The sequence below is a fragment of the Bacillus sp. BB51/4 genome (assembly GCF_008368845.1).
Taxonomy (GTDB): Bacteria; Bacillota; Bacilli; order Bacillales; family Bacillaceae_G; genus Bacillus_A; species Bacillus_A wiedmannii.
In genome coordinates, this window is record NZ_QOSC01000019.1 from 108,240 (window position 1) to 123,846 (window position 15,607).

General features: G+C 38.0%; 15 protein-coding genes and 1 riboswitch. Of the genes, 3 read left to right on the top strand and 12 right to left on the bottom strand.

Annotated features, from left to right (window positions below; genetic code table 11):
* The first annotated feature begins 259 nt into the window (after positions 1–259).
* From DN392_RS25745 to DN392_RS25755, 3 genes are all read left to right on the top strand, one after another.
* Complete coding sequence (locus DN392_RS25745; RefSeq protein WP_000812334.1) at positions 260–637, top strand: YgaP family membrane protein; 378 nt, start codon at positions 260–262, stop codon at positions 635–637.
* Between the two features lie 219 nt (positions 638–856).
* The gene (locus DN392_RS25750; RefSeq protein WP_000660682.1) at positions 857–1,702 is read left to right on the top strand and encodes an SPFH domain-containing protein; all 846 of its coding nucleotides are present in this window, start codon (positions 857–859) and stop codon (positions 1,700–1,702) included.
* Positions 1,703–1,717: 15 nt separating this feature from the next.
* Positions 1,718–1,882, top strand: coding sequence for a type II toxin-antitoxin system antitoxin (locus DN392_RS25755; protein WP_001085171.1), 165 nt, complete (start codon positions 1,718–1,720; stop codon positions 1,880–1,882).
* Positions 1,883–1,918: 36 nt separating this feature from the next.
* Here the strand turns inward: DN392_RS25755 and purD are convergent, their stop codons facing one another.
* The 12 genes from purD to purE all read right to left on the bottom strand — a co-directional run bounded on the left by purD (position 1,919) and on the right by purE (position 14,973).
* Positions 1,919–3,190 carry a phosphoribosylamine--glycine ligase gene (purD, locus tag DN392_RS25760; RefSeq protein WP_061672126.1) on the bottom strand — a complete coding sequence of 424 codons (1,272 nt, stop codon included), beginning with the start codon at positions 3,188–3,190 and terminating at the stop codon, positions 1,919–1,921.
* Positions 3,191–3,411: 221 nt separating this feature from the next.
* Complete coding sequence (gene purH, locus DN392_RS25765) at positions 3,412–4,947, bottom strand: bifunctional phosphoribosylaminoimidazolecarboxamide formyltransferase/IMP cyclohydrolase (protein WP_000745432.1); 1,536 nt, start codon at positions 4,945–4,947, stop codon at positions 3,412–3,414.
* A 24-nt stretch (positions 4,948–4,971) separates the two neighbouring features.
* A complete protein-coding gene (purN, locus tag DN392_RS25770; protein WP_000088568.1) occupies positions 4,972–5,559 on the bottom strand; it encodes a phosphoribosylglycinamide formyltransferase in 588 nt (195 codons plus the stop codon).
* Positions 5,556–6,596, bottom strand: a complete 1,041-nt coding sequence (gene purM / locus DN392_RS25775) for a phosphoribosylformylglycinamidine cyclo-ligase (protein ID WP_001262447.1) — start codon at positions 6,594–6,596, stop codon at positions 5,556–5,558. The genes purN and purM overlap by 4 nt, the downstream gene beginning before the upstream one ends.
* A 101-nt stretch (positions 6,597–6,697) precedes the next feature.
* The gene (gene purF / locus DN392_RS25780; RefSeq protein ID WP_000879030.1) at positions 6,698–8,113 is read right to left on the bottom strand and encodes an amidophosphoribosyltransferase; all 1,416 of its coding nucleotides are present in this window, start codon (positions 8,111–8,113) and stop codon (positions 6,698–6,700) included.
* Positions 8,098–10,317 (bottom strand): phosphoribosylformylglycinamidine synthase II, encoded by a 2,220-nt coding sequence (gene purL, locus DN392_RS25785; protein ID WP_046953712.1) that lies wholly within the window; start codon positions 10,315–10,317, stop codon positions 8,098–8,100. Before purL ends, purF begins: the two co-directional genes overlap by 16 nt.
* A complete protein-coding gene (gene purQ, locus DN392_RS25790; protein ID WP_061672125.1) occupies positions 10,301–10,984 on the bottom strand; it encodes a phosphoribosylformylglycinamidine synthase subunit PurQ in 684 nt (227 codons plus the stop codon). The genes purL and purQ overlap by 17 nt, the downstream gene beginning before the upstream one ends.
* Entirely contained in the window at positions 10,981–11,235 is a 255-nt protein-coding gene (gene purS, locus DN392_RS25795) for a phosphoribosylformylglycinamidine synthase subunit PurS (protein ID WP_000278821.1), read from the bottom strand. Before purS ends, purQ begins: the two co-directional genes overlap by 4 nt.
* Entirely contained in the window at positions 11,228–11,947 is a 720-nt protein-coding gene (purC, locus tag DN392_RS25800) for a phosphoribosylaminoimidazolesuccinocarboxamide synthase (protein WP_001170543.1), read from the bottom strand. Before purC ends, purS begins: the two co-directional genes overlap by 8 nt.
* An 88-nt stretch (positions 11,948–12,035) precedes the next feature.
* Positions 12,036–13,343 (bottom strand): adenylosuccinate lyase, encoded by a 1,308-nt coding sequence (purB, locus tag DN392_RS25805; protein WP_000625688.1) that lies wholly within the window; start codon positions 13,341–13,343, stop codon positions 12,036–12,038.
* A complete protein-coding gene (gene purK, locus DN392_RS25810; RefSeq protein WP_000196788.1) occupies positions 13,340–14,491 on the bottom strand; it encodes a 5-(carboxyamino)imidazole ribonucleotide synthase in 1,152 nt (383 codons plus the stop codon). Before purK ends, purB begins: the two co-directional genes overlap by 4 nt.
* On the bottom strand, positions 14,488–14,973 hold the full coding sequence (gene purE, locus DN392_RS25815; RefSeq protein ID WP_000839367.1) for a 5-(carboxyamino)imidazole ribonucleotide mutase: 486 nt from the start codon (positions 14,971–14,973) through the stop codon (positions 14,488–14,490). The genes purK and purE overlap by 4 nt, the downstream gene beginning before the upstream one ends.
* Positions 14,974–15,083: 110 nt before the next feature.
* Positions 15,084–15,185, bottom strand: a riboswitch (purine riboswitch).
* Positions 15,186–15,607 lie beyond the last annotated feature (422 nt).

The following is a 15,607-nucleotide window of genomic DNA, read 5'->3' on the forward strand; positions in this document are numbered from 1 at the left end:
TCATCTTAAATATTTGTTTAAAACGGAGAATTAAGTTTGGAATTCCCTCTTCCATAGTTTTTCAAACGAGAGGATTTAACTTTGAACTTCCTTTTGTGCATTCTTTCATTATAACAAAAAAAGCTACTTACACACACGCACATTCCAACATCTTTTTCAACGTCAAATGTTGGATTACATATCCCAAAAATCACAAGGGATACTAATAAGAGAAATAGTATTATCTATTTCAACTTTCATAAAAAGGAGTGTTTTTCTAATGAAGCAAAACATCGGTACAATAAATGCCCTAATTCGAATTACGCTCGGACTTATCCTCTTCGGCTGTAGTAGCGCTAAACTTGTACGCAAGCCGTGGTGCACTTGGTCTAACGTCTTGCTATGGATTGGTGCAATGAAAATTGCAGAGGGAATTGTTCGTTTCTGCCCTGTTGTTGAAATGTGGAAATTCGGAAAATACATGAATATGGGGGCATTTAAAATGCCTAGCATGAATGTCGCTGAAAAGGGACATGCTAAAGAAGAAGTGAACCAAACTTCCAATCACGACAAACCAAAGTCAAATGGAAGTTATGACACTTCTGACAAAGAGATTGAGTCAGCGATTGAAGATATAATCCTGGCAAAACCGCTTTGAATCATTTGTCACGATGCAAGATGCTCTCAAAGGGACTTAGCTGCTGCAGTGGGCGGTTAAGTCTTCTTTATTTTACCATAAGACAGAACGTATATTCTCGTTTCAAACCTCAAAATATACATAAGAGATACTTAATCATTAATTTCAGAAAATTAGGTGTAAAGCCCTTGCATAAAATGATATAAAAGTGATATCATTTATATATCAGGAGGCGATCATATGAAAGAAAAACAAGTTTTTTATGTAAATGGTTTTCTCGGTATTATCGGGATTTTAATTTTAGCCGCTATCGGTGTATTTTTCCTTGTACAAGAAATTTTCATAGGAGCGGCATTAACTATTATTTTAGCCGCAGTTCTTGCTACAGGTATTGGTATTGTTCAACCAAACCAAGCAAAAGTCATTACGTTTTTCGGTAATTATTTAGGAACAATTCGTCAAAACGGTTTATTTTTAACAATTCCATTCGCATTCCGTCAAACTGTATCGTTACGTGTTGAAAACTTTAATAGTAAGAAGTTAAAAGTAAACGATATTGAGGGAAATCCAATTGAAATTGCAGCCGTTATCGTATATAAAGTTGTTGATTCTGCAAAAGCAATGTTCGGTGTTGAACATTACGATCGATTTGTAGAAATTCAAAGTGAAACAGCAATCCGCCACGTCGCAACAAAATATCCTTATGACAATTTCCAAGATGAAACTTGTATCACGTTACGCGGAAATACTGAAGAAATCTCTGAAGAATTAAAACGTGAGTTAGAAGCGCGCCTTGAAATCGCTGGCGTAGAAGTATTAGAAACTCGTTTAACACATTTAGCTTACGCAACAGAAATTGCCCATGCAATGCTACAACGTCAACAAGCAAAAGCAGTATTAGCTGCTAGAAAAGAGATTGTTGAAGGTGCTGTGAAGATGGCGAAAGATTCAATCCATATGTTAGATGAGGAAGGCGTACTTGAATTAGATGACGAGCGTAAAGCAAATATGGTGAACAACTTATTAGTTGCCATCGTTTCAGATAAAGGTGCGCAACCAGTTATTAATACAGGAAGCCTATATTAAAAGGTTGTAATCATTATGGCTAAAAAGAAAAGCTTTCCATTACGTATTGATCCTGAATTACACGCAGTCATCGAAAAATGGGCGAATGATGAGTTTCGTAGCGTCAATGCACACATCGAGTATTTACTTCGAGAAATGGCAAAGCAAAAAGGAAAATTGAAAAAAGATAAAGACGCATAAAAAATCCCGCTGAGAAATCAGCGGGATTTTTACATATTAGCTTCTCGTCATCTCATGACCAATTGCACGATATCCTATATCACTTCGGTAAAATAGACCATCACTCTCAATTTTACCAATTGCTTTATACACCTTATCTTTCGCTGCTTGTAAACTGTCCGCCTTACAAGTAACAAATAGTACACGGCCACCATTTGTTACAAAGTCACCGTGCTTCATAGCTGTGCCTGAATGGAAAACAATTACATCTTGCAATGTGTCTAATCCGTTAATAATTTCACCTTTTTTATATGCTTCCGGATACCCTTTCGAAGCAAGTACAACACCAATTACCGCTTCCTCTGACCACTGTAACGTTAATTCACTTTCATCTAATACAGCGTTACATACATCAACTAAATCATTTTCTAAGCGAGGTAATACTACTTCCGTTTCAGGATCACCAAAGCGTGCATTAAATTCAATTACCTTTGGGCCATCATTTGTTAAAATAAGTCCCGCATATAAAATTCCTGTAAACGAACGGTTTTCTGCAATCATCGCCTTGGCAGTTGGATGTAATACCATTTTTATTGCCTCTTGAACTGCTGATCCTGGAATTTGTGGTACGGGAGAATACGCACCCATTCCGCCTGTATTTGGACCTTTATCACCATCAAAAGCTCGTTTATGATCTTGCGCAATTACCATCGGATGCACAGTTGTTCCATTTACAAATGCCATTAATGAAAATTCTTGTCCATCTAAAAACTCTTCAATAACGACCTTCTTGCTCGCTTCGCCGAACTTCACATCTTGTAGCATCTCTTTCACAGCTTGTAATGCCTCTTCAAGCGTCATTGCTACCGTTACACCTTTACCAGCAGCTAGGCCGTCAGCTTTAATAACGATTGGCGCACCAACTTTTTGAATATACTGTACTGCTTCTTCATAGTCTGTAAAAGTTTCATATGCCGCAGTTGGAATATCATATTTTTTCATCAATTCTTTCGTAAAAGCCTTACTACCTTCAATAACAGCAGCCGCCTTATTTGGGCCAAATACACGAAGTCCCTCTTCTTTAAAGCGATCAACAATTCCATTCATAAGCGGAATTTCTGGTCCAACGAAAGTTAATTCAACCTTATTCTCTTTAGCAAATAAAACTAATGCGTCAAAATCATTTTCATCAATATCAACTGGTGTTGCAACATCGCGCATACCTTCATTACCAGGTGCTACATATACCTTTTCCACCTTTTCAGATTGCACAAACTTCCAAGCTAAAGCATGCTCACGCCCACCGCGGCCAATTACTAAAACATTCATATTTCATCCCCCAATACTTAAATAAGTACAAACTAGAAGCTCTGCTCCTAGTTTGTTTTCATATCAATCAAAGTTTAAAAGGGAGGATCAAGAGAACCGAGCAGGTCGAGGCGCATTTGACTGGAGGACACGGAATGTAGCTTTCCTACATGAGTACCGCACTGGCAATGCAACGACGACATGCGACAGTTATCTTGACCGGACCTTTTAAACATCCTCTACTAGTGTTTGAAATGACGTACGCCAGTGAACACCATCGTAATCCCATACTTATCCGCCACTTTAATAGAATCTTCGTCACGGATTGATCCGCCTGGTTGAATGATTGCTGTAATCCCTGCTCTTGCTGCTTCTTCTACTGTATCTGGCATTGGGAAGAAAGCATCAGATGCAAGTGCGCTACCTTGTGCTTTTTCACCAGCTTGTGTAATTGCGATTTTTGCAGAACCTACACGGTTCATCTGTCCCGCGCCTACACCAACTGTCATGTTATCATTCGCTAAAACAATTGCGTTTGATTTCACATGTTTTACAACTTTCCAAGCTAGTTTTAAATCTTTCCACTCTTGCTCTGATGGTTCACGTTTTGTCGGAATTGAAATTGTACTTTCATCTAATGATAACGTATCTTCCTCTTGAACGAGAAGACCACCTTGTACAGAAGTTAGTTTTTTGCTTGCACTTGTCGCTTTTTCAATATTTACAGTTAGTAGACGTAAGTTTTTCTTACTTTGCAATACTTCTAAAGCTTCTTTTGAGAAAGAAGGTGCAATAATGATTTCTAAGAAAATTTCGTGTAACTTTTCTGCTGTAGCTTTATCAATTTCACGATTTGCTGCAATAATTCCACCAAAGATTGATACTGGGTCTGCTTCATAAGCGCGTGTGTATGCTTCATGAATATCAGTACCCACTCCAACACCACATGGATTCATATGTTTTACTGCTACTACTGCTGGCTCTGTAAATTCTTTTACAATACTAAGTGCTGCATCTGCATCGTTAATATTGTTGTAAGATAATTCTTTACCGTGTAATTGTTCTGCGTATGCAACAGAAGAAGTTACAGCGAATGGTGCTTTATAGAAGGTTGCTTTTTGATGTGGATTTTCTCCATAGCGTAAATCTTGTTTTTTCTCAAATGTCACTGTTAATGTTTCTGGGCTTTCTTCACCCATTTGCTCTGTTAAGTAGTTAGAGATTAACGCATCATATGCCGCTGTATGACGGAATACTTTCGCTGCTAATTTACGTTTTGTTTCTTCTTTTACTTCACCGTTCTCATTCAGTTCTGCTAATACAACATCGTAATCTACTGGATCTACAATTACCGATACAAATTTATGATTTTTCGCAGCAGAGCGAATCATTGTTGGACCACCGATATCAATATTTTCAATTGCATCAGCAAATGTTACATCAGGCTTAGCGATTGTTTCTTTGAATGGGTATAAGTTCACAACAACAAAATCAATTGGCTGCATACCTAATTCATTCATTTGCGCTACATGCGTTTCATTATCGCGAACTGCTAATAGACCACCATGAATGTTTGGATGTAATGTTTTTACGCGGCCATCCATAATTTCTGGGAACCCAGTTACTTCAGAAATACCGATTACTTGTAAGCCATTTTCTTCTAGTAATTTTTTCGTACCACCTGTTGAGATAACTTCGATCCCTTGTTCTAGTAAACCTTTAACAAATTCTACTACTCCTGTTTTATCTGAAACACTTACTAATGCACGCTTTTTCATTTATCCTTCACCCCTGGTTGTATGTTAGTTAACAGTTGGTTCTTTCACAGATTGAACAATTTGATTCACTGTATTTACGTATAATTTATGTTCAACTTGTTGAATTTTCTTTTGTAAGCTTTCCCTCGTATCCCCTTCAGAAACAACCACTGCTTCTTGCGCAATAATTGGCCCTGTATCCATACCTGCATCTACATAATGAATCGTTACTCCAGTTACTTTCACACCTGCTTCTAACGCTTGACCAACAGCATCTTTCCCTGGAAAACTCGGTAATAGCGATGGATGAATATTAATAATCCTCCCGCCGTAAGCTTCTAGTAGAGTCGGTCCAATTAAACGCATATATCCAGCTAAAATAACATAATCAATTTCATACTCTTCTAGCTTCTTTAATATTTCTTTTTCAAATGCTTCTTTTGACTCATATGCTTTCGCTGAAAAAGCGAAACATGGAATATGATGATAATGTGCCCGTCCAACAGCACGTGCTTCTGGTTTATCACATACTAATAAACTAATATCTGCGTCTAATCTATTTTCTTCCACCGCATTGATGAGAGATTGAAAGTTAGAGCCGCTTCCAGAAGCAAAAACTGCTAATCTACTCATAGTGCTGTGCCCCCATTGAAGGTAACGCCAGTCCCTTGTACAGTACGTCCAATAATACGAGCTGTTTCTCCTTGCTCTTCAAGAAGACGAACAATATCTTTTGCCTCTTCTTCCTTCACTGCTACTACCATACCAATACCCATGTTAAAAATATTGAACATTTCTTTCTCTTCTAGTTTTCCCACTTCTTGAAGTAAACTGAAGATCGGTTGAATTTTCCAAGATCCTAATTCAATTTCTGCACCGATTCCTTCTGGTAACATACGTGGAATATTTTCAATGAATCCGCCACCTGTAATATGCGCCATACCGTATACTTCATATTTCTTCAATAGTTCTAAAATAGGTTTGACATAAATTTTCGTTGGTTTTAATAATTCTTCACCAAGAGGTAGTTCTAAGCGTCCGTAAATGCGATCTAAAGATAGTTCTCCATCTTCTAGTAATACTTTTCGTACTAAAGAATAACCATTACTATGAATACCGCTAGATGCTAAGCCAATTAATACTTGACCAGCTTCAATTTTTTCACCTGTTACAATTTTCTTTTTATCAACAATTCCAACTGTAAAACCAGCTAAATCGTATTCTTCCGTAGAATACATTCCTGGCATTTCAGCTGTTTCTCCACCAATTAATGCACAACCAGCTTGGCGACAGCCCTCTGATATACCTTTGACGATGTTTTCAATTTTACTAGGTTCAGCTTTACCACAAGCAATATAATCAAGGAAGAAAAGCGGCTCTGCTCCTTGGACAACAATATCATTTACACACATTGCTACTGCATCAATACCTATTGTGTCATGTTTATCTGCCATAAAAGCGAGCATCAATTTCGTTCCCACGCCATCTGTTCCAGATACTAATACAGGTTCTTCTAATGCAAATTTTGATAGATCAAACATACCTCCAAAACCGCCTAGACCGCCTAGTACTTCTTTTCTCATTGTTGTTTGTACGTGTTTTTTCATGCGAGATACCGCTTCATATCCAGCTTCAATATCTACTCCTGCTTGCTTATATGCATTCGCCATCGTTATTTACACCTCGTCTTTTAATTTCTCCCTATCCAGGGCCGGCCGTTTTAAGAAAGAAGCTAGCTTCTACATCAAAAGAAGTAGAAGCTTTTTTCTTCTTATTTCATACTTTCTAAAAGCTCTTGCTCATAATCATAAAGAGCTGTCGGATAATCTCCATTGAAGTACGCCATACATAGACCGCCGTATTTCCCTTCATATGGACGTCCAATTGCATCTACTAATCCATCTTCACTTAAAAATGTTAAAGAATCTGCTCCGATGATTTGACGGATTTCTTCTATTGAATTATTTGCTGCGATTAATTCTTTTCTCGTTTGAATATCAATGCCATAGAAACATGGATACTTAAGAGGTGGTGAAGCAATTCTTACATGAACTTCTGTCGCTCCAGCCTCGCGAAGCATACGAACAATTCGTTTACTCGTCGTTCCTCTTACGATAGAATCGTCAATCATCACAACTCGTTTTCCTTCAACTACGCCTCTTACTGCTGAAAGCTTCATCTTAACCCCTTGCTCACGCAGTTCTTGAGAGGGTTGAATAAACGTACGTCCAACGTAACGATTTTTAATTAATCCTAACTCATATGGAATTCCTGTCGCCTCCGCATAACCAATTGCCGCTGAAATACTAGAGTCTGGTACACCAGTAACAACATCAGCTTCAATAGGAGCTTCTGCCGCTAAACGTTTTCCCATGTTTTTACGTGCTGCATGGACGTTAATACCTGCAATATTAGAATCCGGACGTGCAAAGTAAATGTACTCCATACTACAAATTGCATGATCTACTTCATTTGTAAAACGATCTACATGAATTCCTTCATCATTGATGATAAGCAATTCACCTGGTTCTACATCACGAATGTATGTTGCACCTACTACATCGAAAGCACATGTTTCTGATGCTACAACGTAAGCATCTCCCATCTTTCCAATTGAAAGAGGACGGAATCCATTCGGGTCTAGCGCAACGATCATTTCATTTCCAGTTAGTAAAAGATATGCGAACGCACCTTTCACTTTATTTAGAGCCTCTTTTACACTTTCAATTAAAGAATCTTTCGTACTACGTTTAATGAGATGTAAAAGTACCTCTGTATCTGAACTTGTTTGGAAAATACTTCCCTCTGCCTCTAATTCACGACGAAGCATCTTTGCATTAATTAAATTTCCGTTATGAGCTAATGCCATACTATGATCAGAAAAACGGAATAATAATGGTTGAACGTTAGCAACTTCACTTCCGCCAGCTGTCGCATATCGTACATGTCCAATTGCTGATTTTCCGTTTAAGCCTTCTAGCTCACCTCTTGAAAATACTTCCGATATTAAACCTAACCCCTTGTGACCGACGATTTTCTCACCATTATTTACGACGATGCCTGCGCCTTCTTGTCCACGGTGCTGTAAACTATGCAATCCGTAGTACGAAACTTGTGCTGCATTTTCATGCCCCCAAATTCCGAAAACGCCACATTCTTCATTTAACCCCTTTATTTCAGCAAGCATGGGATTGCCCCTTTCCAAGCCTTTCTCATTTCATCTACATTTGCTGTAAGTAATACTTCATTTTCTTCATTATGAATTGTTACTTCATTTGTATTTGTCACTTCTCCAACTTGAATTGCTTCTACCGCTTTCTCGAACGCTTCTTTATTTTCACGTTTTACAGTTATAACGAAGCGCGATTGTGATTCAGCGAATAATGCTGCTGTTGCTTCTCCGTCTAATTTCACAGTAGCACCTAAACCTTTTGCACCAATTGCACTTTCAGTAATTGCAACTGCTAAACCACCTTCTGCAACATCATGAGCAGATTGAACAAGGCCAGCTTGAATTGCTTCTAATACTTGTTTTTGGCGCTTTAATTCTACGTCTAGATCGATGCTTGGTGATTGACCGAAAATTTTGCCGTGAATCATTTTCTGTAATTCACTTCCACCAAACTCAGCTTTCGTCTCTCCAATTACATAAACTAAATCGCCAGCTTGCTTGAACTCTTGTGTTGTTACATGTTTTAAATCGTGTACAAGTCCAACCATCCCAACTGTCGGTGTTGGATATACAGCTTCACCACTACGTTCGTTATACATTGATACGTTTCCGCCGATAACTGGCGTTTGTAATGTACGACAAGCTTCACTCATACCATCTACTGATTTCTCAATTTGCCAGAAGATTTCTGGTTTTTCTGGATTACCGAAGTTTAAGCAATCTGTAATTGCAAGTGGCTCTCCCCCAGAACATACGATATTACGTGCTGCCTCTGCTACTGCAATTTTACCGCCCACTTCTGGATCTAAATAAATATAGCGAGAATTACAATCTGTCGTCATTGCTAACCCTTTTTCTGTACCGCGTACACGTACAACTGCTGCATCTGAACCTGGTGTAACAACTGTGCTTGTGCGAACTTGATAATCATATTGATCATAAACCCACTCTTTACTTGCAATCGTCGGTTGTTGTAATAGAGCGAATAACGTTTCTTTATAATTTTCTACTTTTGGTGTTTCCATTTTCATTGCCTGGAATTCAGCAAAGTATGCTGCTTCTTTTGATGGCTTATGATAAATTGGTGCTTCTTCCGCAAGAGCATCTGCTGGTACTTCAGCTACCTTTTCACCTTTATGGAATAAGCGAAGCATTTTGTCTTCCGTTACTTTCCCCATCGTAACGGCTGCAAGACCATACTTCTCAAATAAATCTACTATTTCTTGCTCTCTACCCTTTTTCACAACGATTAACATACGTTCTTGTGATTCAGATAGCATCATTTCATATGGTGTCATTCCTGTTTCGCGCTGTGGTACATCATCTAAGTACATTTCAATACCCATACCTGCTTTACTTGCCATTTCTGCAGAAGATGATGTTAAACCAGCTGCACCCATATCTTGAATTCCAACAAGTGCATCCGACTGAATAAGTTCTAAGCAAGCTTCAATAAGAAGTTTCTCCATAAATGGATCTCCTACTTGAACTGCTGGACGCTTCGCTTCTGAGCTTTCAGATAACTCTTCAGATGCGAATGTTGCACCGTGAATACCGTCACGACCAGTTGATGCTCCTACGTACATTACTGTATTTCCAGCACCGTGCGCTTGCCCCTTTTTAATATCTTCATGATTAATTAAGCCTACGCACATTGCATTTACAAGTGGATTTCCTTCATAACATGGATCAAACTGTACTTCGCCGCCAACAGTCGGAATGCCGATACAGTTACCGTATCCTGCAATCCCTGCCACTACTTCTTCGAATAAATATTTCACACGTGGTGACTGTAATTCACCGAAGCGAAGTGAGTTTAATAGAGCTACCGGGCGTGCTCCCATAGAGAATACGTCACGGATAATACCACCAACGCCTGTTGCTGCTCCTTGATATGGTTCAATAGCAGAAGGATGGTTATGACTTTCCATTTTAAATACAACCGCTTGATTATCACCGATATCTACAATTCCAGCACCTTCCCCAGGTCCTTGCAGAACGCGCTCACCTGTTGTTGGGAATTTTCGAAGTACTGGTTTTGAATTTTTATAACTGCAATGTTCAGACCACATAACAGAGAATAATCCTGTTTCTGTATAATTTGGCAGACGGCCTAAAATCTTTTCAACCATGGCAAACTCTTCGTCTGTTAGCCCCATTTCCGCATATATGCGCTCTTCTTTAATTTGTGTTGGATTTGGTTCAAGCATTAACGACATATGTTTCCCTCCACTGTTTTAAGATAGATTGAAAGACTTTTAACCCTTCAGCACCGCCAAGTAATTCATCTACAGCACGCTCTGGGTGTGGCATCATACCAAGTACATTTCCTTTTTCATTTACAATACCAGCAATATCTGAAACGCTTCCATTCGGGTTTTCTACGTAACGGAATGCGATTTGATTATTCTCTTCTAATTGTTTAAGAGTCTCTTCATCACAATAGTAATTCCCCTCACCATGCGCGATTGGAATATTGATTACTTCATCTTTTTCATATTGTGATGTAAACATCGTTTCATTATTTTCAACACGCAGCTGAACTGTTCGGCACATAAATTTTAAGTGTTCGTTTCTCATTAACGCTCCTGGTAGTAATCCTGATTCAACAAGAATCTGGAATCCATTACATACACCTAAAATCGGCTTTCCTTGCTCAGCAGCTTTTTGCACTGCTTTCATTGCATTCGCGAAGCGAGAAATAGCACCACAACGTAAATAGTCACCGTAAGAGAATCCACCAGGTAGTAAAATTGCATCATATTCATCTAAATTCTCTCTATCGTGCCAAACGTAATCTACTTCTTCACCAAGCTCATCTTTAATTGCATGGAACATATCGACATCACAGTTCGAACCTGGGAATACTATGACTGCAAATTTCACTGTGCGACAACCTCCTCAACTTCATAACGGAAGTCTTCCATTACAACGTTTGTTAATAGTTTTTCACACATTTCTTTTACCTTTGCATCAAGGTCAGATACTGATTTATCAATTGTTAATTCCATATATTTTCCGATTCGAACGTCTTGTACTTCTGTGAACGAAAGACTATGAAGTGCCCCTTTTACTGCTGTTCCTTGTGGATCTAATACGCTTTCTCTTAACGTTACATATACCTTAACTTTATACATGTGAAATTCCCCCTAAACGTTTTAAAATCTCTTCATAAGCTTCTGTTAAATTTCCAAGGTCACGACGGAATACGTCTTTATCAAATTTTTCATTGCTCGTTTCATCCCATAAACGGCAAGTATCTGGTGAAATTTCATCCGCTAAAATGATTTCCCCTTCATCTGTTACACCAAACTCTAATTTAAAATCTACTAATCTTACACGACAGCTTGCGAAATGATCAATCAACACTTGATTGATTTGTAGAGCCATATCTCGTAATACGCTTACTTGCTCTGGTGATGCAACGTTTAATACACGAATATGATCTTCCGTTACAAGCGGATCTCCTAAATCATCATCTTTGAAGTAAAATTCTACGATTGGTTCTGCAAGTACAGTTCCCTCTTCCATTCCTAATCGTTTTGAAAGACTTCCTGCAATTACATTTCTTGTGACAACTTCTAGAGGAATAATACTCACTTTTTTAACAAGTTGCTCTGTTTCAGATAACTTCTCTACAAAATGTGTTTTTATTCCTACTTCTTGTAACTTTCTGAACAATAAAGTTGTAATCTCATTGTTCAAACGACCTTTTCCTGTAATCGTCTCTTTTTTCTCCCCATTGAAAGCAGTCGCACTATCTTTGTACTCTACCCAAACCATATCTGCTGATTCTGTACGATAAATTCTTTTTGCCTTACCTTCATACAGCAATTCTAGCTTTTGCATTTCGCAAGCCCCCTGTAGTTTGAAAAATGTGAATAATGTTTTTATAAAGAATGGCACAGAATGACTCTATTCTGTGCCATATGAAATTTTACGCTTCGTTTAACCCAAGGCGTTCAAAGATTGTATCAACGTGTTGCATATGATGCTCATAGTTGAAGCATTCATTAATTTCTTCTTGTGATAACTTGCTCGTAATACGCTCATCAGCTTCTACAAGCTCTTTAAATTGTACTTGTGTTTCCCAAGCTTCCATCGCTTTAGGCTGTACGATATCATAAGCTTCTTCACGTACCATACCTTTGTCGATTAATGTAAGCATTACACGCTGAGAATAAATTAAGCCATATGTTCTTGTCATATTGCGTTTCATATTCTCTGGGTATACAGTTAAGTTTTTAACGATATTACCAAAGCGATTTAGCATGTAATTTAATGCGATTGTAGCATCTGGTAAAATTACGCGTTCTGCCGAAGAGTGAGAAATATCACGCTCATGCCATAATGGAACATTCTCATACGCTGTCATCATATAACCGCGGATAACACGAGCTAAACCAGTCATATTTTCTGATCCGATTGGATTACGTTTATGTGGCATTGCAGAAGAGCCTTTTTGGCCTTTTGCAAAAGCCTCTTCAACTTCACGTGTTTCACTCTTTTGTAAACCACGAATCTCAACTGCCATCTTTTCAATAGATGTTGCGATTAGTGCAAGTGTTGACATGTAATGAGCATGGCGATCACGTTGCAATGTTTGTGTTGAAATTGGTGCTGCTTCTAATCCTAAGTTTTCACAAACATACTTTTCTACGAATGGATTGATATTTGCGTATGTACCAACCGCACCAGATAATTTACCAACGCGAACTGTATCAGCAGCTTGTTTGAAACGCTCTACGTTACGTTTCATTTCTTCATACCAAAGACCAAGTTTTAAACCAAATGTTGTTGGTTCTGCATGAACACCGTGTGTTCTTCCCATCATGATCGTGTATTTATGCTCTTTCGCTTTGTTAGCTAAAATGCTTACAAAGTTTTCTAAGTCTTTTAATATGATTTCATTCGCTTGTTTTAAGATGTAAGATAGCGCTGTATCTACTACGTCTGTAGATGTTAAACCGTAATGAACCCATTTACGTTCCTCACCTAATGTTGGTGTTTCTGATACAGCACGAGTGAATGCAACTACGTCATGACGTGTCTCTTTTTCAATTTCATAAATACGATCAATATCAAATGATGCATGCTCACGGATTTTTTTAACATCTTCTTTTGGAATATCGCCAAGCTCAGCCCATGCTTCACAAGCTAAAATCTCAACTTCTAACCACGCTTTAAATTTATTCTCTTCCGTCCAAATTGCACCCATTTCTGGGCGTGTATAACGACTAATCATCTTTTTCCCTCCAACAGTTGTTCTTGATGGTCCCAAATATGCAAACTCTTCGCTTTTTCTAGAGCGACTTCAATATTATCATTTAAAATATTAACATGCCCCATTTTCCGCTGCGCTTTTGCTTCTTCTTTTCCATACAAGTGTAAATAGCACCCGGTTAATCTATTCACTTGTCTTAGGACCCCTTCTATATGTTCGCCTAAAATGTTTACCATGACAACTGGTTTTAACAAATTTGTTTCTCCAAGAGGTAAATTACAGATTGCTCGAATATGTTGACCGAATTGACTCGTTTCACATGCATCCTGTGTATAGTGTCCTGAATTGTGAGGTCTTGGTGCTAATTCATTAATGTAAATCTCACCATCAGCTGTAGCAAACATCTCTACCGCTAGTGTTCCCACAAGTTCTAGTTCATCCGCGAGCACTTTTGCATAAGCAATTGCTTTTTGAGAAAGTTCTTCTGTAATGCGAGCTGGAACGATAGATTCATGCAAAATGTTATTTACATGAATATTTTCCGCTACCGGAAACACTTTCGTTTCACCACTTACACTACGAATCACAATAACTGATACTTCTTTTTCAAAAGGCACCCATTTCTCTAAAATACACTCTGCTGCATTCGCAAGCTCTCGAGCTTTATCAACGTCAGCCTCACTTCTTAAAACAACTTGACCTTTCCCATCATATCCGCCTGTCGTCGTTTTCAAGACGGAAGGATATGATAACTCAGTAATTGCTTCAGTAAGCTGATCTTGATTTTGAACTAATCTATACGTTGCTACTGGTAGCCCAGCTTTCTCAATCGCATTCTTTTCTGTAAAACGATTTTGTGTTTTACTTAACAACTGACTGCCTTGCGGTAAGTAAGCATGTTTTTCAAGCCATTGTAAACATCTATAATCAATATTCTCAAATTCATATGTGACAACATCACTAATCTCCGCTAAATGCTGAATTGCTTTTAAATCGTCATATGGTGCAACAATTTCAATATCAGCAACTTGTGCACATGGTGAATTTTTTGTAGGATCTAAAACAGCAATTTTATATCCCATCTCCTTAGCTGCCAATGCCATCATTCTTCCTAGCTGGCCGCCTCCAATAATGCCGATTGTTTTTCCAGGTAAAATGATTCTCGTCATACTAGCTCACTACCTTCGCGCACATCTTTTTCAATCGCTTCTCTTCTCAATTCTAATGCATCATGTATATCATCATGGAATGATCCAAGTATTTGTGCAGCAAGTAAACCAGCATTTGTTGAACCAGCCTTACCAATTGCAACAGTTGCAACTGGAACCCCTCCTGGCATTTGGACGATGGATAATAATGAATCTAAGCCGTTTAACGCTTTTGATTGAACTGGAACTCCAATTACAGGAAGATTCGTCTTCGCTGCAACCATTCCTGGTAAATGCGCTGCGCCACCAGCTCCAGCAATAATAACTTTCAACCCACGTTCACGAGCCGTCTCTGCATATTCAAACATATAATCCGGAGTCCGATGAGCAGATACAACTTTTTTCTCATACGGTATATTTAATTCATCTAAAATGTCACAAGCATATTTCATTGTTTCCCAGTCTGACGTGCTTCCCATTATGACTCCAACTAGTGATTTCATATTAGAATCCCCCCGATTCAAATAAAAAAAGCCTGAAATAGAACAGTTTCTCTTTTACTATGAGAGAAAGCGCTCTACTCAGGCATACGTATCCCTTGTGAATAGAAAAATACCGAGTGACTTTCCCTCATAGTCTAACGAATAACGGTCGTTAGGTAGAGACTTGCAGGCCATATCCCCGCGATTATATGAGGTCTTATATATTATTCTTTCTATGGCTATATTAACAATATTTCATAAACAATGTCAACAAATAATCGAATGTTTTTTTATTACTCACCAATAACGTTCGTGTTTTAGTTATATTCAAAAGAATAATTGTAACTATATGCAAGAAGGATAAGAAATTAGAATATATATTTCTAGAGATCTATTGTACACATAACGGTTTGTATACTTATTTCATATGCTTTAATATAAAGCATATCGTTTATATTCATTTTATTTATAAGGAAGACAATAATGATTGAATACTTATTTATATCATCCCACTTTTTAAAATATATACTTGTGGTAGAAATAACGTTTCCTATCATAGAGATTATTTTAGGAACACTCGGAAAACCTAGAAAATAAAAAATCATTGCTAGTACTTTAAATAGCCTCATTTTCATTCTTTAAGATTACTAAATTT